The organism is Pigmentiphaga daeguensis (genome assembly GCF_039523035.1).
GTDB lineage: Bacteria > Pseudomonadota > Gammaproteobacteria > Burkholderiales > Burkholderiaceae_B > Pigmentiphaga > Pigmentiphaga daeguensis.
This window is the reverse complement of sequence record NZ_BAAAEN010000004.1, coordinates 77,563-96,779: the sequence shown is the minus strand read 5'-3', so window position 1 is coordinate 96,779 and position 19,217 is coordinate 77,563. Positions and strand designations below refer to the sequence as shown.

Below are 19,217 nucleotides of genomic sequence, written 5' to 3'. Positions count from 1 at the left end.
ACGGAAACTCTCGATGGGGCCGGGCCGGCTGCCGGCCGGTTCGGGAAGCGGGCGCTTCGCCGCCGGCCCCGGCCCGTGGCGTTATTGGACGACTTCTGCCTTGGTGACGACCACGTCCTCGACGGGCACGTCCTGGTGGCCGGCGCGGCTGCCGGTCTTCACGCCCTTGATCTTGTCGACCACGTCGGCGCCCTCGACGACCTTGCCGAACACGGCGTAGCCCCAGCCCTGCGGCGTGGGCGAACTGAAGTTCAGGAAGTCGTTGTTGGCGACGTTGATGAAGAACTGCGCCGAAGCCGAGTGCGGGGCGTTGGTGCGCGCCATCGCGACGGTATAGCGGTCGTTCTTCAGGCCGTTGGCGGCCTCGTTCTCGATCGGGGCCTGGGTGGGCTTCTGCGACATGCCGGGCTCGAAGCCGCCGCCCTGGATCATGAAGCCGTTGATGACACGGTGGAAGATCGTGTTGTCGTAGTGGCCGCTCTTGACGTAGGAGACGAAGTTCTCGACGGTCTTGGGGGCTTTCTCGCCGTCCAGTTCCAGGCCGATCAGGCCGTGGTTGGTGTGCAGGTTGACGCGGGTAGTCATTTGTTCAGGACCTCAGCTTTTTGGATCACGATGGGTTGTAGCGGGACGCCTTCGTTCTGGCCCCGCGTGGCGGTGGGTACGGCCTTGATCTTGTCGACCACTTCCTTGCCCTGTACCACCTTGCCGAATACCGCGTAGCCCCAGCCTCGGGTCGTGGGCTCGCGATAGTTCAGGAAGTCGTTGTCGGCAACGTTGATGAAGAACTGCGCCGAGGCCGAGTGCGGGTCGGGCGTACGGGCCATGCTCACGGTATAGGCCGTGTTTTTCAAGCCATTTGAGGCTTCGTTACGTATGCCGGGGCGCGTGGGCTTTTCCTTCATGTCGGCGGTCATGCCGCCGCCCTGGATCATGAAGCCGTTGATGACGCGGTGGAAGATCGTGCCGTCGTAGTGGCCCTCGCGCACGTACTGCAGGAAATTGGCGACGGTGGCGGGCGCGCGCGCCTCGTCCAGTTCGAGCACGATGCGGCCCATGGAGGTCTGCAACGCGACCTGCGGCGCGGCAAGCGCGGCCGGCGAAGCCAGCGCGGCAGCCAGCGCCAGGCTGGAGAAAAGCAGTTTCATCGGGGTGTCCTGGGGGGAGGTTCGGAGGACGCCGGCGGCTCCAGGAGTTTCCGGGTCTCGGTTTCCTTCTGGCTCGCGCCGGCGTCGCGCGGATTCAGCTTGGTGGCCGTGCCGTATGAGCGCGCCGCCAGCATGATATACAAATCGCCCAGGTTCTCGCGCGCGACGGCGTAGTTCGGGTCGGTGCGGATGGCCATCTCCAGGGCCACCTTGGCCTGGTCCAGCCGGCCGTCGGCCACCTCCAGCGCGGCCAGGTTGTTCCAGGGCTCGGGCAGCTCGGGGAAGCGTTCGGTCATGTCGCGATAGATGGCCTTGGCCTCGTCGCGGCGGCCCAGCAGGTTCAGCGCGCGGCCCTTCAGGAAGAGCAACTGCGCGTTGGTGGCGTCGGGCGACTTCTGCGTGTCGGCGGCCAGGTGCTGGTCGATCTCGGCCAGGGTCTGGGCGGCCTTGCCTTCGTCCAGCTGGCGCTCCAGCCGCTGCGCCAGGGCGCGGCTCGATTCGGGCAGGCGGGTGTCGACGCCGGGCTTGAGGGCCTCGAGCAGGTTGCTGAGCCAGGGGATGGCCTGATCGCCATCGGAGGACGGCGCCAGCACCGGCGGCGTGGCCGTGGTGGTCTGGGCGGGAAGCGGGGCGGGCGCCAGCGCGATGCCCAGCGCCAGGACGCCCGCCAGGGCCGCCGCGCGGCCCGCACCCCCGCGCAGGCGGAAGATAGGTACGTGGTTCGTGGTCAAACGATTCTGCCCGCAGATGAGGAGCGGCCAGGGCCGCTCCGTCCAGTTGATATAATCGCCATTCTAATAGCCCAAAGCGCAACGCGCGCCCCGATACCCTCTGCTCGGCCCAGGGCACAGCGGATCCGGCTTTGCCGGTCCGCCAGTGCCGCCCCCTCGAGGGGGCGCGCGAAGCGCGTAGGGGGTGGTCCTACCCATGCTCCATATCTACAATACGCTCGCTCGTGCCAAGCAACCTTTCCAACCGGTGGAACCGGGGTGCGTGCGCATGTATGTCTGCGGCATGACGGTATATGACTATTGCCACCTCGGCCATGCGCGCATGCTGATCAGCTTCGACGTGGTGCAGCGCTGGCTGCGCGCCAGCGGCTACCGGGTCACCTACGTCCGCAATATTACCGACATCGACGACAAGATCATCCGCAAGGCGGTCGAGACCGGCAAGCGCATTTCCGAGGTTACCGGCTTCTTCATCGATGCCATGCACGAGGACGAGAAGGCGCTGGGCGTGCAGCCGCCGGACTTCGAGCCGCGCGCGACCGAGCACGTGGGCAAGATGCTGGAGATCGTGCGCCTGCTCGAGGACAAGGGCCTGGCCTACCGTGCCGACGACGGCGACGTCAACTATGCCGTGCGCCAGTTTCCCGGCTACGGCAAGCTGTCCGGCAAGTCGCTGGACGACCTGCGGGCCGGCGAACGGGTGCAGGTGGACGCGTCCAAGCGCGATCCGCTGGATTTCGTCCTGTGGAAGGCCGCCAAGCCCTCCGAACCGCCCGAGTCCCGCTGGGAGTCGGACTACGGGCCGGGACGCCCGGGTTGGCACATCGAATGCTCGGCCATGAGCCGTGAATTGCTGGGCATGCCGCTCGACATCCATGGCGGCGGGCCCGACCTGAAGTTTCCCCACCACGAGAACGAGATCGCGCAGAGCGAAGGCGCCTACGGCGGCACGCTGGCCAACGCCTGGATGCACTGCGGTCCGCTCATGGTCGATGCCGAGAAGATGTCCAAGTCGCTGGGCAACTTCTTCACCGTGCGCGACACGCTCAAGCACTACGACGCCGAGGTGGTCCGCTATTTCGTCGTCCGCAGCCACTACCGCAGTCCGCAGAACTATGCCGCGGACAACCTGGCCGATGCCCGGGCCGCGCTGACGCGGCTCTACACCGCGCTGGGCAATGCCGAGCCCGACGCGCTGGGCGCCGACTGGGACGACCCCTCCGGGCAAGCCTTCCGGGCCGCCATGGACGACGATTTCAATACCCCGGAAGCCATCGCCGTGCTGTTCGACCTCGCAGCCGAGGTCAACAAGACGGCCTCACCCCGCGCCGCGGGCCAGCTCAAGGCCCTGGGCGGCCTGCTGGGATTGCTGCAGCAGGAGCCGCGCGCCTTCCTGCAGGGCAAGGCGGCCGACGAGGACGGCGGCGCGGCGGACATCGAGGCTCGCATCGCCCAACGGGCGCAGGCCAAGAAGGACAAGGACTTCGCGGCGGCCGACCGCATCCGCGCCGAACTGCTGGCCGACGGCATCGTCCTCGAGGACAAGCCGGGTGGCGTGACCGTCTGGCGTCGAGCCTGAGTGCCGCGAATCGCTGAACACCAGATGTTGAACATGAAGCTCCATGCCACGGCCGAGCCGGGAGGGTCCGTGCCCGCCGTCTCTTTCGCCGGCACCGACAAGCCCCCGTACTGGGACGCCGCGGTCGCGCACCTGCTCAAGCGCGACCGTATCCTCAAGAAACTGATCCCCCTGCATCCCGAGGTCCACCTCGCGACGCAGGGCGAGCCTTTCGTGACGCTGGCGCGCGCCATCATCGGCCAGCAGATCTCGACCAAGGCCGCCGATGCCGCCTGGGAGCGCTGCCTGGCCGCCTGCGGCCGCCGCGTCACCGCCGGGGTGGTCGGCAAGCTGGGCCTGGCCGGCCTGCGCGAGGCCGGCCTGTCGCAGCGCAAGGCCGAATACCTGCTGGACCTGGCCGCCCATTTCCAGCAGCGCCTGGTGCATCCCGACCAGTGGACGGAGATGGACGACGAGGCCGTGATCGCCGAATTGACCGCGATTCGTGGCATCGGTCGCTGGACAGCGGACATGTTCCTGATTTTTAATCTGCGGCGGCCGGATATTCTGCCGCTGGACGACCCGGGGCTGCTGCGCGCCATTTCGCTGCACTATTTCAGCGGCGAGCCCGTGTCGCGCTTCGAGGCCAGGGAAGTGGCCCAGGCCTGGAAGCCGTGGTGCACGGTGGCGACGTGGTATTTGTGGAAAAGTTTATAGCCCCCCCTACGCGCTGACGCGCGCCCCCCGGGGGGCGATGCGGGTGGACCGGCGGAGCCGGATCCACCGCATCCTGGGTCTGCACACCGGGTGGGTGGGGGGGTTGGAGTGATTGAGTTGGTGATGAACGAAGTTGGACGCCTGGGCGTCCGCTGCCCCTTGGGAGGGCCTGATGCGCAACGCATTTCTTGAATTCGAACAACCGCTGGCCGAGCTCGAGGGCAAGATCGAGGAACTGCGCTTCGTGCAGGCCGATTCCGCCGTCGATATCTCCGAGGAGATCAGCCGGCTGCAGCAGAAAAGCCAGGCGCTGGCCAAGGATATCTATTCCAAGCTGACGCCGTGGCAGACCGCCCTGGTGGCGCGTCATCCGCAGCGCCCCTACACGCTGGACTACGTGCGGGACATCTTCACCGATTTCCATGAATTGCATGGCGACCGCATGTTCGCCGACGACCGTTCCATCGTGGGCGGCATGGCGCGGTTCAACGGCATGCCGTGCATGGTCATCGGCCACCAGAAGGGGCGGGACACGAAGGAGCGCGCGGCACGCAACTTCGGCATGCCGCGGCCCGAGGGCTATCGCAAGGCCCTGAGGCTGATGCGCCTGGCCGAGAAGTTCGGCCTGCCGGTCTTCACCTTCGTCGACACCCCGGGGGCCTATCCCGGCATCGACGCCGAGGCCCGCGGACAGTCCGAGGCCATCGGCCACAACCTGTATGCGATGGCCGAACTGCAGGTTCCCATCATCACGACCATCATCGGCGAAGGCGGTTCCGGCGGGGCGCTGGCCATCGCGGTGGCCGATTGCGTGCTGATGCTGCAATACGCCACCTACTCGGTCATCTCGCCCGAAGGCTGCGCGTCCATCCTGTGGCGCAGCCAGGAGAAGGCCTCCGAAGCCGCCGAAGTGCTGGGCATCACGGCGCATCGCCTGAAGGCGCTGGGCCTGGTCGACAAGATCGTCAGCGAACCCGTCGGCGGCGCCCATCGCGATCCCAAGCACATGGCCCAACTGCTGCGGCGCGCCCTGTCCGACGCGCTGCGCCAGTTCCAGGGCGTCAAGGCCGGCGACCTGGTCACCACGCGTCTCGAGCGGGTCATGGCCTATGGCCGCTTCAAGGAAACCGTCCAGTCCTGACGCCGGCGCGGACGTAGCGGCCCTGCATGCGTCCGAGCTGCTGGGCCGGGCGCTGGATGCCATGCCGCCGTTGGAAGGGCGGTTCGCCGTAGCCTTGAGCGCCGGCCCCGATTCGGCCGCGCTGGCCGTGAAGGCCGCCGAATGGGCCGCGCGGCGGGGCCTGGCAATGCGGCTGTTCCACGTCCACCACGGCCTGCATCCCGACGCGGATGCCTGGGCCGGACTGGCGGCCGATCTGGCGGCTCGCCTGGGCCTGCCGCTGGACGTGCGCCGGGTGCGGGTGGATCCCGCCGATCCCGCCGGCACCGAGGCCGCGGCGCGCGAGGCCCGCTACCGCGCCCTGGCCGCCATGGCGGCCGAAACCGGCATCGACACCATCCTGCTTGCCCATCACCTGGACGACCAGGCCGAGACCGTGCTGCTGCGCCTGCTGCGGGGCGCGGGCACCGACGGCATGGGAGCGATGGCGGGGGAAACCCGCAAGGATGGGATTCGTTACCTTCGTCCCTGGCTTGCGGTGCCCAGAAGTCGGATACTTGCGTTCATGCACGCCTATTCGGCGCGCACCGGTTTCGAGGCTGTCCGGGACCCCAGCAACCTCGATGCCCGCTACGCCCGGGGCATCCTGCGCGCGGAAATCCTGCCCGCCATCGAGCGCCACTGGCCGGGGTATCGCAATACCCTGGACCGCCACGCGCGCCGGTCCGCCGAGACGGCGGCCTTGCTGAGGGAAGTGGCGCAGTCCGACCTGGACGCGATCCAGGAACAGCGTCCTCCCTACGGCAGCGCGCTGCGCCTGTCGGGACTGAACCGGCTGGGGCCCGCGCGCAGGGCGATGGTGCTGCGGCTCTGGCTGGCCGGCCACGATGTGGCCGCGCCGCCGGAAGCCCGCTTGCGGGAAATGGCCAGGCAATTGCAGGACGCGGCGCACGACAGGCAGTTGTTGCTGCGCCATGGCGACAGGCAGGTGCGCCGTTATCGGGATTATGTCATCGTGGAGAGCAGGGAGCGCGCGCCGCTGGCGGTACAGGCGGCCAGTGTGGAATTCAGATGGGCCGGCGAACCCGCCATCCGGCTCGAGGCCATGGGCGGCACGCTGGTGTTCGCGGTCGAGGAGTCGGGCATCGCCCCGGACTGGCTGCGCAACACGGCCTTGACCATGCGCTGGCGCCGGGGCCGCGAACGGCTGAAGGTGACGGCGCAAAGCCCCAGCCGTAGCCTGAAGAATCTCTACCAGGAGCGGGGCATTCCCACCTGGGAACGCGAGCGACTGCCGCTCTTGTACCGCGGCGAGATCATGGCCTACGCCGCGGGGCTGGGCGCCGACGCGCGGCTGCCGCAGGCTTCGCCGGGCATCCGCCTGGAATGGGTGCCCGACCATCCCGGCGCCACCGTGACGTCCTGACGGCGGCCGAGGTCCGCGCGCCCCGGGGGACGGGGTGGCAACATCCCGCCGTTTTGCGGAATTGGCGCAGCTGGGCTACCATTTATGGTTAGCCTTTTTCCTGGCCAAACCGGCTTGGCAGGCCATTCCGCGGCAGCCCAGGCACAAGCATGCGTTAAGCGACACAAGACAATGGCACTAATCGTTCACAAGTATGGCGGTACGTCGATGGGCTCGGTCGAGCGCATCAAGAACGTGGCTCGGCGCGTGGCCAAATGGCACGCGGCCGGGCACCAGATCGTGGTGGTCCCCTCGGCCATGTCGGGCGAGACCAACCGGCTCATCGGCCTGGCCAAGGAAATCCAGGAACAGCCCGATCCGCGCGAGCTCGACATGATCGCCTCGACCGGCGAGCAGGTCAGCGTGGGTCTCCTGGCCATGGCGCTGAAGGCGCAGGGCGTGGACGCCCGCAGCTACGCCGGCTGGCAGGTGCCCGTGCGCACCGACTCGGCCTATACCAAGGCGCGCATCTCGTCGATCGACGATGCCCGCATCCGCGCCGACCTCGATGCCGGCCGCGTGGTCATCGTCACCGGTTTCCAGGGCGTGGACGACGCCGGCAACATCACCACCCTGGGCCGGGGCGGCTCGGACACGTCGGCCGTGGCCGTCGCGGCCGCGCTCCAGGCCGCGGAATGCCTGATCTACACCGACGTCGACGGCGTCTACACCACCGACCCGCGCGTCGTGCCCGAGGCCCGGCGCCTGAACGTCGTGTCGTTCGAGGAAATGCTGGAGATGGCCTCGCTGGGCTCCAAGGTCCTGCAGATCCGCTCGGTCGAGTTCGCGGGCAAGTACCGCGTGCCCACCCGCGTGCTGTCGTCGCTGACCGATCCGATGATTTCGCTCGACGAAGAAATGAAGTCGGGCACCCTGATTACTTTTGAGGAAGACGAGAAAATGGAAGCCGCCGTTGTATCCGGCATCGCATTCAGCCGGGACGAAGCCAAGATCACGGTCGTGGCCGTGCCGGACAAGCCCGGCATCGCCTTCTCCATCCTGGGCCCGATCGCCGACGCCAACATCGACGTCGACATGATCGTCCAGAACCAGTCCGTCGCCGGCACCACCGACTTCTCCTTCACCGTCAACCGCGGCGAGTTCAAGAAGGCGCTGGACGTCTTGAACGGCAAGGTGGTCCAGGCCATCGGCGCGCGCGAAGTCGTGTCCGACGACAAGGTCTGCAAGGTTTCCATCGTCGGCATCGGCATGCGTTCGCACGCCGGCATCGCCAGCCTGATGTTCCGGACCCTGTCGGAAGAGGGCATCAACATCCAGATGATCAGCACCAGCGAGATCAAGACCTCGGTGGTCATCGAGGACAAGTACATGGAACTGGCCGTGCGCGCGCTGCACAAGGCGTTCGGCCTGGACCAGGGCGCCGCGCAGTAAAAGCGGGGCCGCGGGGCACCCGGCCGCGAGGGGAAACTGCAAATTTTTCGGCCGCCAGCGGCTGGATCCCCCCTCGGACCGTGGTACACTGCCGGCTCTTTCGGAAGCGTGCCCGAGTGGCCGAAGGGGCTCCCCTGCTAAGGGAGTATGCGGCTAAAACTGCATCGTGGGTTCGAATCCCACCGCTTCCGCCAGTTATCGATTTTTGGTGATTCGCCAAAGTTCGTAGAAGTCCAGAAACCCGCATCAGCTAAGGCGATGCGGGTTTTTTCTTGCCCGGAACGGTTCGCCAGAGTTCGCCTACAGCCGGGGTATTTGGGGGTATTTCTGGGGGTATCATCAAGATACCCCGTCTTCACAGATACCCCCAATGCCGCTCACAGATACCGCCGTGCGACAGGCGAAGCCCCAGGACAAGCCCCGGAAGATGGCGGACGGAGGAGGGCTGTACTTGCTGGTCAACCAGGTAGGCAAGTACTGGCGCTGGAAATACCGTTACCAGGGCAAGGAAAAGGTGCTGGCGCTGGGCGTCTATCCCGACGTTTCTTTGGCTCAGGCCCGCGAGCGGCACCAAAAAGGGCGGAAGATCCTGGCTTCGGGAGCTGATCCAGTGGCGGCGCGCAAGCAGCAGGCCAGCGCGCCCGAGGCCCTGACGTTTGAGCAGGCCGCCCGGGAATGGTGGGCGCATTGAGCCTGCACGCTATACGACCGGACGCTGCCCCTGGTCCTGGGGGAAGTCGACGTGCCGGGTGTCGACCTGCAGTATGTCCATGACCTGGACCCCCGCTCGATCTTCGATCGCATGGCCAACCTGGAGTTCGATGCGGGGGAAATGTCGCTGTCCGAATACGCCTGCGGCCTGGCGCGCGGCGACGACCGGTTCGTCGGCATACCGGTTTCCCGTCGCGCATGTTCCGCCATGGCTACGTGTGCGTGAACCGCGGCGCGGGCATCGCGAGCCCGCGCGATCTGGCCGGGAAGCGGATAGGCGTGCCGCTTTACACGATGACCGCGGCGGTCTACATCCGCGGCGTGCTGCAAGAGGAATACGGCGTCGATTTTTCGAACGTCCAGTGGGTGCAGGGGGCGGTGAACGGCACCGGCAGCCACGGCGATCCGCAGGCGCCGCCCCTGCTCAAGCCGGTCGACATCGTCCGGAACGACGACGGACGGTCGCTGAGCGATTTGCTGGACGAGGGGGCCATCGACGCGTACCTCGGTTCCCGCCTGCCCGCGTCCCTGGACCGGGGCAACGTCGAGCGGCTCTTCCCGGACTTCAGGGCCGTGGAGCGCGAATACCTGTCGCGCACGGGCATTTTCCCCATCATGCACCTGGTAGTGATTCGCAGGGACGTGCTGCAGCGCCATCCCTTCGTGGCCCGCAGCCTGTTCGACGCCTTCGAGTCGGCCAGGCGCGCGGCCTGGCGGCGGCTGGAAGATACCGGGACGCTGGCCTGCATGCTGCCGTGGATGCGGCAGGATGTGGAAGAGATGAAGCGTCTGTTTCCAGGCGGAGATCCCTGGGTCTACGGCGTCGAGCCGAACCGGCCGGCGCTGGAGACGCTGCTGCGCTACCTGTTGCGCCAGGACATGATCGCGCGGCCCATGACGGTGGAGGAGTTGTTTCCCGTACCGTTGTGACGGTACGAGAAGAACAACAGTATCGAGGGTGAGAGTCGGGGCGTTGCGTCTCTACCGCTCCGAGGCCCAAGGCTGTTTCCAATTTCGGCAAAGCCAGATGCCTCCACCTTCAAGACGGATGGGGAGAAGGGAGAGTGGAGTACGGCAGGGGGGTGATATCGCAGCTCCGCTAGCGATATCGAACGCTCCTCCATGCAGCGGGCAATAAACCACGCTCCCCATTTGCGCGCCTTCGCTGAGCAATGCGTTGCCATGCGTGCAACGATCATGGGCAGCGAAGTACGCGTGCCCTACCTGGAAGATCACCAGGCGCGAAAGCCCCGGTACGGCGACCGATGCGGGGCGTCCTTCGCGCACGTCGGACATGCGGCAGAGGTAGATCTGCTTCGCGTTCGAACCGTCCCTGTCTTCCGGAACGGTTGAACAGGGCGTCGCGTGCGGCACGGCTCAGTCTGTCTTGATGTCGTTGTCCGTCACTACCTTCTGCCATTTTGCAAGTTCGCTCTTCAGATAAGAGGCGAACTCCTCCGGGCTGCCTCCCAGAGTCTGAAGTTCTCCGCCGGGAGATAGTTGCTTGACGACGGCGGGGTCTTTCAGCGCGCTGTTGACGGCACGATTGAGTGTGTCGACGATATGCTTGGGGGTGCGCGCGGGAGCCATCAAACCACTCCAGGCTGAAGACTCGAAGCCGGAGATGCCTTGTTCCGCGACTGTCGGAACGCCGCCGATGGCGGCGATCTTGGTGGAGCTGCCGACCGCCAGCGCGCGTAGCCGTCCCGCCTGGATCTGTGGCAGAACGTCCAGGACCGAGCCAAACGACGCCTGGACTTCTCCACCGATCACCGCGACGACTGCAGGGGCGCTGCCGCGATAGGGCACCCCCACCATTTGCATACCCGTTGCTCCCTTCAATAGCTCCATCCCCAGGTGCACGGAACTGCCGACCCCGTTATGCGCATAGTTCATAGGGGCCTTGCGTGAGGCGGCAACCAGGTCTGCAAGATTCCGCGCGCTCGAAGATGCCGGTACGACGAGTACGTTCGGTGCGGAAACGAGCAGAGAAATCGGCGAGAAGTCCGCGATAGGGTCGTACGTCAGATTGGGCGTCAACGCGGGGGAAATGGCATTGGGTCCTACGGCGGCCAGCAGCAGTGTGTAGCCGTCGGCCGGAGCTTTGGCCACTTGGGTGGCACCAATGATGCCGTTCGCCCCGACTTTGTTCTCGACGATGAAGCCTTGTTTGAGCGACGCCCGAAGCGCTTCCGCGATGACTCTCGCGACGTGATCGTAGTACCCGCCGGCGGGATAGGGCACCACGATTTTCACGGGACGATCAGGGTAGGGGGATTGGGCATGGGCAGCACCGGCCGTGAAGGCTGCGCTGAGGGCTAGTGCTATGGCGGCTTTGCGTGGCATGGAGGTCTCCTTGGCTTTATGCCGGCCACTGTATGAAGTTTCAATATTCTTGTCAATAAATTCGAAATTATTTGTCTGATTCGATTTGTGATGATAGGATTCAAAAAAATAAAGTGATTTCGAAATTGCTCTTGGCCGAAACCCTGAAGGGAAGCTAAGGGCGCGGAGAGGCCAAGCATGGCAAGTTCTAAAACCAGCATTGCGACTACCCTCACTACCCGTCTGCGGGAAGCGATCCTGACCGGCGAGGTGCTCCCCGAGTCGCGGCTCCATCTGGAGTCGCTGGGGGAGCAGTACGGCGTCAGTCTCAGCCCTGTTCGAGAGGCGTTGCTTCGCCTGATGGCGGAGGGTTTTGTCGTTGCCGAAGACCAGCGCGGTTTTCGTGTCGTCGAAGCGTCGATCAAGAAGCTGGCCGAAGTCACGGCACTTAGGGCCCATATGGAGCCGTTTGCCTTACGCCATGCGATCGAGCTGGGCGATCTGGCCTGGGAAGAAAAGCTTGTCGCGGTTTTTCATCGCCTCACCCGGATCGAGCAACGCGACGGTTTCGTCCCGTTCCTGGACGAGTGGGAGCGGACGCACCGTGAATTCCATCTTTGCCTGGTCTCGGGCTGCGACATGCCGATGGTGACGCAGTTTTGCTCCGTGCTGCATGACCAGTCCGATCGGTTCCGGAGATTGTTCCTCAAGGAGCGGCCGCCCCAGCGGAACGTGGCTCAGGAGCATGCCGCAATCGTCGATGCCGTCCTGGCCCGGGATGCAGACCGCGCTTGCGAGTTGCTGCGCGCGCACAGCCTGCAGACGGGACAGGCTGTCCAGGCATTCATGCGCGAGTCGAGTTGAATCCTATAACAACACACGGCAAATCAGTCATCGGAGGTGCAGCATGCAGTATCGCGAGTGGACAAAAGGAGATCTGACCCGCGTTCCCTATTGGGTCTATGGAGACGATGCGATCTATCGACAGGAACAAGAACGCATTTACCAAGGCGATACATGGAGCTTTCTCGGCCTAGAGGCAGAGTTGCCCGAGTCGGGGGACTACAAGACGACGTTTGTCGGCGACATGCCGGTGATCGTATGCCGTGATGAGGGCGGCGTCATCCGAGCGTTCGAAAACCGTTGTTCGCACCGGGGCTCGCTGCTGGCCCTGCAAAACAAGGGCAAGGCCCGCAAGTTCACGTGTGTCTACCACGCATGGACGCATGATTTGCAGGGCAATCTCAAGACGGTGGCCTTCCGCCGCGGCGTGAATGGCGCCGGCGGTATGCCGGACAGTTTCGATACGGCCGACCACGGGCCGCGAAAACTGCGTGTCGAAGTGTACTGTGGTCTGATCTTCGGAACCTTGAGTGAGAAGACTCCGCCTGTTGAAGAATATCTGGGTGACGAAGTCGCCAGCCGGGTGAAGCGGGTTCTGCACAAGCCGCTGCGAATCTACGGCCAGTACACCCAGGCGCTTCCCAACAATTGGAAGCTCTACTTCGAGAACGCGAAAGATACGTACCACTCCAGCTTGCTGCATACCTTTTTCGCAACGTTCAAGGTCTCTCGGCTCTCGCAGGGAGGAGGGGTGATCGTGGCCGAAAGCGGCGGGCACCATGTCAGCTATTCCCTGAGCCATAGCGGGGGCCAGGACGACGAGTTCAAGAAGGAAGGGTTGCGCAGCAATCAGGAAGAGAACTTTCTTCTTAACGACAAGAGCGTTCTCAACATCGTTGACGAATTCGGCGACGGTTGCCACGTACAGATTCTGTCGATATTTCCGGGGTTCGTGTTGCAGGCGATTCACAACAGCTTGGCCGTTCGGCAAATCGTTCCGAAGGGCCCGGACCGCACAGACCTCGTGTGGACGCTCATAGGTTTCACGGATGACGACGAGGCCCTGCAGAAGCTGCGCATGAAGCACTCCAACCTCGTGGGGCCGGCTGGTTACGTCTCGATGGAGGACGGTGCTGTGGGTGGATTCGTCCAACGAGGAATCGCTGGATCCAACGACGCCGAGTCTGTGGTTCTTATGGGGGGAGAAGGGGCCGAGTCTTCGTCTTCCCGTGCTTCCGAGACCTCTATCCGGGGTTTCTGGAAAGAGTACCGTAACCATATGGGACTGTGAGATGGAAGAGAACAAAGAACATCTGGTGTCCGCGCTGGCGGCTTTGATGGAAGACTACGGCAGAGCCATAGATAGGGACGAGCTGGAGCGCTGGCCTGATTTCTTCGAAGAACAGTGCAATTACAAGATCACCTCGATCGATAACGAGCAAAGCGGCTATCCGTTTGGCGTGCTATGTGCCGACTCCAGAGGAATGCTGGCGGATCGGGTCAAGTCGCTGCGCGAGGCGAATGTCTACGAGGGGCAACGCTACCGGCACGTCATGGGGCGTCCGGTGGTGTTGTCGGTTGACGGCCCGCTGATTCATGCCGAAACCAGCTTTCTGGTGGTGCGGACAATGCGGACCGGTGAAATGTCCATGTTCGCGGCAGGCGTCTATCGCGATGTGGTCTCGCTTAGAGCCTCCAAGCCGGCTTTCGCGGAGCGCATCGTGGTCTGTGACAGCTCGCGTATCGACACATTGCTGGCATTGCCTTTGTGAGTTTCTCAATGGCGCTGAAAAGAATCGCGGTTACGTTGGGAGATCCATCGGGGATCGGACCGGAAATCGCATTGAAGGCATCCGACGACCCGCGTATCCGCAACAGCCTGAGTCTGGTTCTGTTTGGCGACAAACGGGCGTTGGACGCGCACGCGAAGCTTTGCGGACTGCGGGCCGACTACCGCCTGCTGCGGTCAATGGCGGACATTGCCAGCCTGGACCAGGGGCTGGCCCTGATGGACGTCCCGAGCTTGGACGAAAGCTTTCGAATCGGCGAGGTGTCGGCCGCGTCGGGTGCGGCAACCATCGCGGCGCTGGATGCAGCGGTCGATGCGGCGAAAGCAGGAGTGGTCGATGCAGTGGTCGGTTCGCCGATCCATGAGACCGCCATCAAACAAGCAGGCATTGCGTTCGACGGACATCCGTCGTACCTGGCGCGCCGTACGGGGACGCCGGTCGATGAAGTCGGATTGATGCTCTGCTGGGAAAGAACCAGAGTCGCTCACGTGACCCTGCACCTCAGTGTCAGGGACGCCTTGACTGCCATTACGCAAGACCGGGTAGAGAAGGTCATTCGTACGACTGCACAGGCTCTGGGCCGGCTGGGTATCGCCCGGCCGCGGATAGGCGTATCGGGCGTCAATCCGCATGCTGGCGAGTCTGGCCTGTTCGGCCGCGAGGAGATCGAAATCATCGCGCCAGCGATTGGCAAGCTGCGTGACGATGGCATGGATCTTATCGGACCTATCGGGGCCGATACGCTCTTGCCCAGGAAGGACTGCGATGCGTTCGTCGTCATGCTGCACGACCAGGGACATGTCGCTGCAAGGGTGGCGGCGCCTAACATGGCTGCCGCGATGTCGATCGGCACCCCGGTCGTGTTTTCCTCGGTAGGACATGGAACGGCGATGGACATCGCGGGCAAGGGAGTTGCGAATCCGGAAGCCTTGGTCCAAGCATTGCTCCATGTTTCGAATACATTTCCCACTGGAGACGGAGAATGATAGGTCTTGGTCTGGCATCCTCCCACGCGCCGGCGATGTTCTGCCCACCTGAGCTGTGGCCGAAGGTCTATGGCGCGATTCCCGACTACATGAAGGATTCGCAGCCGCATACTGCGAAGCTCGAAACGCCGGAGGTCATTCGCAGCTACGTGAATCGGATCGATGCAGCCTTCGAGGTCCTGCGGAAACAGCTGGAAGCGTATCGACCCGACGCGGTGATTTTCGTCGGCGACGATCAGGAGGACATGTTCGACGCACGGTGCAATCCGGCGATGTGCCTGTTTACCGGCGATGAGGTGTGGGGTTCCGAAGCGCCGTTCTATGTCGATCAACCGCCTCGAGCGTCGCGGATCCATGTGCCGGTGCACAAGGAATTGTCGAACCATTTGCTCGAAGAGCTTCTGAACGATGGTTTCGATATGGCCAGCTCCTCGGTCATGAATCCCATGGGGCCGCATTCGGAGCGGGGCACCTCGCACATGATCGTCTATCCGGCCAAGCGCCTGCTTCCCAGGTTGGACGTGCCGATCATCCCCCTGTACCTGAATTGCTACTTTCCGCCCTTGCCAACCGCCGCCCGGTGTTGGCAGCTCGGCGAGGCGCTTGCGCGCATCCTGGCCACGCGCAAAGAACGCGTCGCCATTTATGCGTCCGGAGGGTTGTCGCATGATCCGGTCGGTCCAAGAGCCGGATGGATCGATACGCCCATGGACAAATGGATTCTTGATCGCATCGCAACCAACAGGGGCCGAGACCTCCAGCATCTCTTTACGATGGACTCGGCCACCATGCGTGGCGGCTCCGGCGAGATCCGCGCATGGATCGTTGCCGCTGCCGCGTGCCAATGGAAAGGCGAGATAGTCGATTACATTCCCGCCCATCATGCGAAGACTGGGTTGGGGTTTGCGTATTGGCCGCAACAACCCAAGGAGTAAGACATGTTGCCTGCACGAATCGACGTCGGGAGCGTGAGCAAGCGGATGGGCTCCTATTCCGACGAAAGCCGGAGTATTGAAAGTCGTACCAAGATATATGAAGAGTTGGTAGGTTTTCTCCCGCCCCGTATCGAAGCGCGTTTCCATGTGACCGGGGCGATCGATCCGACGATGCTGCGCTTGCAGGAAGAGGCGCGAGAGCATGGGATGTATCCGAAGTGCTTCGATGTAAAGACGGCGCAGCTCTTGTTGTTCGGGATGTTGCTCATGGATCTCAGCGATGCCGCCGTTCTGCACGGTATCGCTGCCCGCAAGGCGGGAGCGAGCTGGGACGAAATGCAAGCGGTCGTGAACCTGTGCTATTTGTTCCGCGGCTTGTCTGCCGCCAATCGAGGTGCGGAGATCCTCGCTCGCATCTGCGAACAGGAGGAGGGGACTGGCCGTGACTAATTCCGAGAATCCTGAAATTGGCCTGAGGTTGCGAGTTGGCCAGATCGATACGAACTACCACGACCAGGGCGAAGGCCATCCGGTACTGTTGATTCACGGTTCAGGGCCGGGCGTTACGGCCTGGGCGAATTGGCGCCTGAATATCGGTCCCCTGGCCGAGCGTGCGCGCGTCCTGGCGCCCGACATGGTAGGGTTCGGATACACCGAAGCGCCGCCGTCTGTTTCATACGATCTGGATACCTGGGTCGATCATCTGATCGGCTTCCTGGATGCCCTCTCTCTTCCCCAGGTCGACTTGGTTGGCAACTCGTTCGGCGGAGGTGTTTCACTGGCGGTTGCGAGTCGCCATCCCGACCGGGTTCGCCGCCTGGTGCTGATGGGGAGCGTGGGGACGTCGTTCCCGCTCACGCCCGGCCTTGACGCCGTGTGGGGCTATGAGCCATCGCTTCAGAATATGAAGGGATTGCTGGATGTGTTCGCCTATGACCGCAAGTTGGTGTCCGATGAGTTGGCTGAGTTGCGCTATCGGGCGAGTATCCGTCCCGGGGTGCAGGAACGGTTCGGCCGCATGTTCTCGCCCGGCCCTCGGCAGCGTTACATAGAGGCGCTAGCGACACCAGAGGAGCAGCTGCGAACCCTGCAGCATGAGACGCTTGTCGTCCATGGGCGTGAAGATCAGGTAATTCCTCTGCAGAATTCAATCAAATTAGCGTCGCTTCTTCCGCGCGCTCAACTGCATGTGTTCCCTCATTGCGGGCACTGGACACAAATCGAATGGACGGCGACGTTCAACCGTCTTGTCGGTGATTTCCTCGCCGCTCCTTGAGCAGCGTATGGAAAGCCAGGCGCCTTGCTCGCTTGAACGGGACTCTTGCTAACGCCCGGTGACGGCCCTGGCCAGCATGAATACGCCCAATCCCACGAAAACGATGGCGATGATGCGATTCGCCGCCACCAGGCCTGCACTTCCCGGCGCAAGCCGTCGCCCTGTGCGCGCGAGCACCGAGTAGCCCATCAGCGCCGAAAACGAGAAAGCCAGCAGTATCGAGGTAAGAGCGGCGAACTGCGGCAGCAAGGGGCGATTGGCCTGGATGAATTGCGGCAGCAGGGCCAGGAAGAACAGGATGGCCTTGGGGTTGGATAGCGCGACGAACATGCCTTGGGTGAAGAGGCTGGCGGGCGACGGCATGCTTTCGCGGCTCGCGGTTTGCAGGGGCGCGGAGGCGGTGCGCCATTTCTTGATGCCGAGATGGACGAGGTAGGCCGCGCCGGCCAATTGCAGGGCGGCATAGCCGATGCTGGACGCGACCAGCACGCCGCCTATGCCGACCAAGGCGGCAAGGGCCAGCGTGCTTCGTGGTGGAGCCCAAACCGGGCGCGGGCGGCGAGGTGGCGGCCAAACACATCATGGGAACTCCCGCCGATGGGTACAACCTGCTGGTGACCGGATCCTCGATCACGATCCGCGCGGCCTCCAATGAGAAGAATGCGGATGGCCTGCGCGATCTGCAGCCGATCGCGCAGATCACGACGACGCCCTACGTGATCGTCGCGAAAGCGGGGAAGTTCAAGACCTTCAAGAATCTGATCGACCAGGCCAAACCGAGCGGCAGCAAGATCGACTTCGCCTCTGCCGGCGTGGGCACGGGCATGCACTACCTGGGCGAGCTGATCAACATCAGCGCGGGTACGCACATGGTGCACGTTCCCTACAGCACGGGTTCCAGGCAGTTGCAGGCAGTGATGGCGGGAGATGTGGACATCGCCATCATTTCCCTGGTGACGGCTTGGCCGTACATCAGTGCGGGGACGATGGAAGCGCTTGCCGTGAGCTCCGCCGAACGCAGCGCCGTGGCCACCGGCGTGCCTACGCTGCATGAACTGGGGCTGCGCGACGTGCCCGCCATCGGCGCGTGGATCGCCGTGTTCGGTCCCAAGAACATGGATCCCGCGGTTACGAAGAGCCTGGCGGATGAAATCACCGCGATCGCCAAATCTCCGGCCACCCAGGAAACGGTCAAGGGCTGGGCCGCGGAACTGCCCGATACCAGCACCGCCGCGCTGACCGACGTGGTGCGCTCGGAAACGGAATTCTGGAAGAAACTGATCAAGGAGCGGAATCTGCCGGTGGCGGATTGACGTTCCGGCCGGCCTGGATGAGCGAAGGATTCGATCGATGAAACACAAGTTGTCGTCCCTGTCGGGCGATATCGTGCAGCCCGAGCAATTGCTGGAACGCGCCAACGCGAACCGGCTGTTTATCGACGTCAGGCTGGGCGAGCCCGAGGACGAGTTCAGGGACTACCGCGATTGCCACATTCTCGGCGCCGTGTACGGACAGATACGCGAGGTCTTCGCGGCGCAGCCTGCGCCGGATTCCGGCAATCTGCCCTTGCCGGAGCGCGAGCAACTCGAGCACCGGCTCAGGGCCTGGGGCGTGGATGCCGAGACCGAGGTCGTGGTGTACGGGCCGTCGGTGGCGCTGGCCGCGCGCGGCTGGTGGGTGCTGCGCTGGGCGGGGCTCAAGAACGTCAAGGTGCTCGACGGCGGCTTGGAAGCGTGGATCAATCATGGCGGGCCGGTGGCCCAGGGCGAAACCCATCGCGTCGCGACCGCCGCGTCGGAGCAGCTCAGGCTGCAGCCGGGGAACATGCCGCAGATCCTCGTCGACGAGGTGGAGCAACTGGGCTCCGGCACCTTGCTCATCGATGCGCGCGACGAGAATTCATTTCTTGCGGGCAGCATCCCCCGCGCCAGGAACCTGCCTTCCGCCGAGCAGTGGACGCCGGCGGGCGTGCTGCGCACCGTGAGCGAAATCGAGTCGCTGTACGAGGACGCCGGCGTGAAAGCCGGCCGCGATGTCGTCGTGTACTGCGGCGGCGGGGTGTTGTCGGCGCTATCCGTCTTGACGCTTAACGCGCTGGGAGTCGAGCCGCGCCTGTACGTGGGTTCGTGGTCCGAATGGAACAAGAGTCCCGAGCGCATGGCGCGCAGCGCCGCTGAAAGGGGGCAAGCATGACGCAGCATTCCAGGCACCGCGCCGTCG

23 protein-coding genes and 1 tRNA gene are annotated in these 19,217 nt (G+C 64.0%); 18 read left to right on the top strand and 6 right to left on the bottom strand.

From position 1 onward, the window contains the following. Positions 1 to 81 precede the first annotated feature (81 nt). The 3 genes from ABD104_RS07225 to ABD104_RS07215 are packed head-to-tail and all read right to left on the bottom strand — an operon-like array spanning position 82 to position 1,879. Positions 82 to 585, bottom strand: a complete 504-nt coding sequence (locus ABD104_RS07225) for a peptidylprolyl isomerase (RefSeq protein ID WP_087839289.1) — start codon at positions 583 to 585, stop codon at positions 82 to 84. Continuing rightward, entirely contained in the window at positions 582 to 1,148 is a 567-nt protein-coding gene (locus ABD104_RS07220) for a peptidylprolyl isomerase (protein WP_087839290.1), read from the bottom strand. Before ABD104_RS07220 ends, ABD104_RS07225 begins: the two co-directional genes overlap by 4 nt. After that, positions 1,145 to 1,879 carry a tetratricopeptide repeat protein gene (locus tag ABD104_RS07215; protein ID WP_087839291.1) on the bottom strand — a complete coding sequence of 245 codons (735 nt, stop codon included), beginning with the start codon at positions 1,877 to 1,879 and terminating at the stop codon, positions 1,145 to 1,147. Before ABD104_RS07215 ends, ABD104_RS07220 begins: the two co-directional genes overlap by 4 nt. A gap of 196 nt (positions 1,880 to 2,075) precedes the next feature. Between ABD104_RS07215 and cysS the strand changes: the two genes are divergently transcribed. From cysS to ABD104_RS07170, 9 genes are all read left to right on the top strand, one after another. Then, the gene (gene cysS / locus ABD104_RS07210; RefSeq protein ID WP_132979962.1) at positions 2,076 to 3,458 is read left to right on the top strand and encodes a cysteine--tRNA ligase; all 1,383 of its coding nucleotides are present in this window, start codon (positions 2,076 to 2,078) and stop codon (positions 3,456 to 3,458) included. A gap of 33 nt (positions 3,459 to 3,491) precedes the next feature. After that, the gene (locus tag ABD104_RS07205) at positions 3,492 to 4,154 is read left to right on the top strand and encodes a DNA-3-methyladenine glycosylase family protein (protein WP_087839523.1); all 663 of its coding nucleotides are present in this window, start codon (positions 3,492 to 3,494) and stop codon (positions 4,152 to 4,154) included. Positions 4,155 to 4,326: 172 nt separating this feature from the next. Beyond that, entirely contained in the window at positions 4,327 to 5,295 is a 969-nt protein-coding gene (locus ABD104_RS07200) for an acetyl-CoA carboxylase carboxyltransferase subunit alpha (protein WP_087839293.1), read from the top strand. After that, on the top strand, positions 5,264 to 6,700 hold the full coding sequence (gene tilS, locus ABD104_RS07195) for a tRNA lysidine(34) synthetase TilS (RefSeq protein WP_343927330.1): 1,437 nt from the start codon (positions 5,264 to 5,266) through the stop codon (positions 6,698 to 6,700). Before ABD104_RS07200 ends, tilS begins: the two co-directional genes overlap by 32 nt. A gap of 171 nt (positions 6,701 to 6,871) precedes the next feature. After that, positions 6,872 to 8,131 (top strand): aspartate kinase, encoded by a 1,260-nt coding sequence (locus ABD104_RS07190; RefSeq protein ID WP_087839295.1) that lies wholly within the window; start codon positions 6,872 to 6,874, stop codon positions 8,129 to 8,131. A 102-nt stretch (positions 8,132 to 8,233) separates the two neighbouring features. Beyond that, positions 8,234 to 8,325 (top strand) — tRNA-Ser (locus ABD104_RS07185). 176 nt (positions 8,326 to 8,501) lie between these two features. Further along, a complete protein-coding gene (locus ABD104_RS07180) occupies positions 8,502 to 8,822 on the top strand; it encodes an Arm DNA-binding domain-containing protein (RefSeq protein WP_132979964.1) in 321 nt (106 codons plus the stop codon). 51 nt (positions 8,823 to 8,873) lie between these two features. Then, complete coding sequence (locus tag ABD104_RS07175) at positions 8,874 to 9,068, top strand: hypothetical protein (protein ID WP_087839297.1); 195 nt, start codon at positions 8,874 to 8,876, stop codon at positions 9,066 to 9,068. Continuing rightward, on the top strand, positions 9,041 to 9,772 hold the full coding sequence (locus ABD104_RS07170; protein ID WP_140416868.1) for an ABC transporter substrate-binding protein: 732 nt from the start codon (positions 9,041 to 9,043) through the stop codon (positions 9,770 to 9,772). Before ABD104_RS07175 ends, ABD104_RS07170 begins: the two co-directional genes overlap by 28 nt. Before the next feature lie 51 nt (positions 9,773 to 9,823). On the opposite strand, the gene ABD104_RS30315 is transcribed toward ABD104_RS07170, so the two are convergent. Continuing rightward, positions 9,824 to 10,216, bottom strand: a complete 393-nt coding sequence (locus tag ABD104_RS30315; protein WP_369597221.1) for a Rieske 2Fe-2S domain-containing protein — start codon at positions 10,214 to 10,216, stop codon at positions 9,824 to 9,826. Positions 10,217 to 10,219: 3 nt separating this feature from the next. Beyond that, positions 10,220 to 11,188 (bottom strand): Bug family tripartite tricarboxylate transporter substrate binding protein, encoded by a 969-nt coding sequence (locus ABD104_RS07165; protein WP_087839300.1) that lies wholly within the window; start codon positions 11,186 to 11,188, stop codon positions 10,220 to 10,222. Between the two features lie 177 nt (positions 11,189 to 11,365). Here ABD104_RS07165 and ABD104_RS07160 point away from each other — a divergent pair, with 177 nt between their 5' ends. The 7 genes from ABD104_RS07160 to ABD104_RS07130 all read left to right on the top strand — a co-directional run bounded on the left by ABD104_RS07160 (position 11,366) and on the right by ABD104_RS07130 (position 16,997). Then, the gene (locus tag ABD104_RS07160; RefSeq protein ID WP_087839301.1) at positions 11,366 to 12,031 is read left to right on the top strand and encodes a GntR family transcriptional regulator; all 666 of its coding nucleotides are present in this window, start codon (positions 11,366 to 11,368) and stop codon (positions 12,029 to 12,031) included. Between the two features lie 43 nt (positions 12,032 to 12,074). Continuing rightward, positions 12,075 to 13,301 carry an aromatic ring-hydroxylating oxygenase subunit alpha gene (locus ABD104_RS07155; RefSeq protein ID WP_087839302.1) on the top strand — a complete coding sequence of 409 codons (1,227 nt, stop codon included), beginning with the start codon at positions 12,075 to 12,077 and terminating at the stop codon, positions 13,299 to 13,301. Position 13,302: 1 nt separating this feature from the next. Continuing rightward, positions 13,303 to 13,782, top strand: coding sequence for an aromatic-ring-hydroxylating dioxygenase subunit beta (locus ABD104_RS07150; RefSeq protein ID WP_243724548.1), 480 nt, complete (start codon positions 13,303 to 13,305; stop codon positions 13,780 to 13,782). Positions 13,783 to 13,853: 71 nt separating this feature from the next. Then, a complete protein-coding gene (locus tag ABD104_RS07145) occupies positions 13,854 to 14,786 on the top strand; it encodes a PdxA family dehydrogenase (RefSeq protein WP_165963188.1) in 933 nt (310 codons plus the stop codon). Beyond that, positions 14,783 to 15,721: a DODA-type extradiol aromatic ring-opening family dioxygenase gene (locus ABD104_RS07140; protein WP_087839304.1), complete on the top strand. Its 939-nt coding sequence runs from the start codon at positions 14,783 to 14,785 to the stop codon at positions 15,719 to 15,721. Before ABD104_RS07145 ends, ABD104_RS07140 begins: the two co-directional genes overlap by 4 nt. Before the next feature lie 3 nt (positions 15,722 to 15,724). After that, entirely contained in the window at positions 15,725 to 16,171 is a 447-nt protein-coding gene (locus ABD104_RS07135) for a carboxymuconolactone decarboxylase family protein (RefSeq protein WP_207958651.1), read from the top strand. Further along, entirely contained in the window at positions 16,158 to 16,997 is an 840-nt protein-coding gene (locus ABD104_RS07130) for an alpha/beta fold hydrolase (RefSeq protein ID WP_087839526.1), read from the top strand. The genes ABD104_RS07135 and ABD104_RS07130 overlap by 14 nt, the downstream gene beginning before the upstream one ends. A 48-nt stretch (positions 16,998 to 17,045) precedes the next feature. Here the strand turns inward: ABD104_RS07130 and ABD104_RS07125 are convergent, their stop codons facing one another. Continuing rightward, positions 17,046 to 17,519, bottom strand: coding sequence for a LysE family translocator (locus ABD104_RS07125; RefSeq protein WP_087839305.1), 474 nt, complete (start codon positions 17,517 to 17,519; stop codon positions 17,046 to 17,048). An 8-nt stretch (positions 17,520 to 17,527) separates the two neighbouring features. On the opposite strand from ABD104_RS07125, the gene ABD104_RS07120 reads away from it, so the two are divergent. Then, positions 17,528 to 18,310, top strand: a complete 783-nt coding sequence (locus ABD104_RS07120) for a tripartite tricarboxylate transporter substrate binding protein (RefSeq protein ID WP_165963190.1) — start codon at positions 17,528 to 17,530, stop codon at positions 18,308 to 18,310. A 37-nt stretch (positions 18,311 to 18,347) separates the two neighbouring features. Continuing rightward, positions 18,348 to 19,190 (top strand): sulfurtransferase, encoded by an 843-nt coding sequence (locus ABD104_RS07115; RefSeq protein ID WP_132979966.1) that lies wholly within the window; start codon positions 18,348 to 18,350, stop codon positions 19,188 to 19,190. Positions 19,191 to 19,217 lie beyond the last annotated feature (27 nt).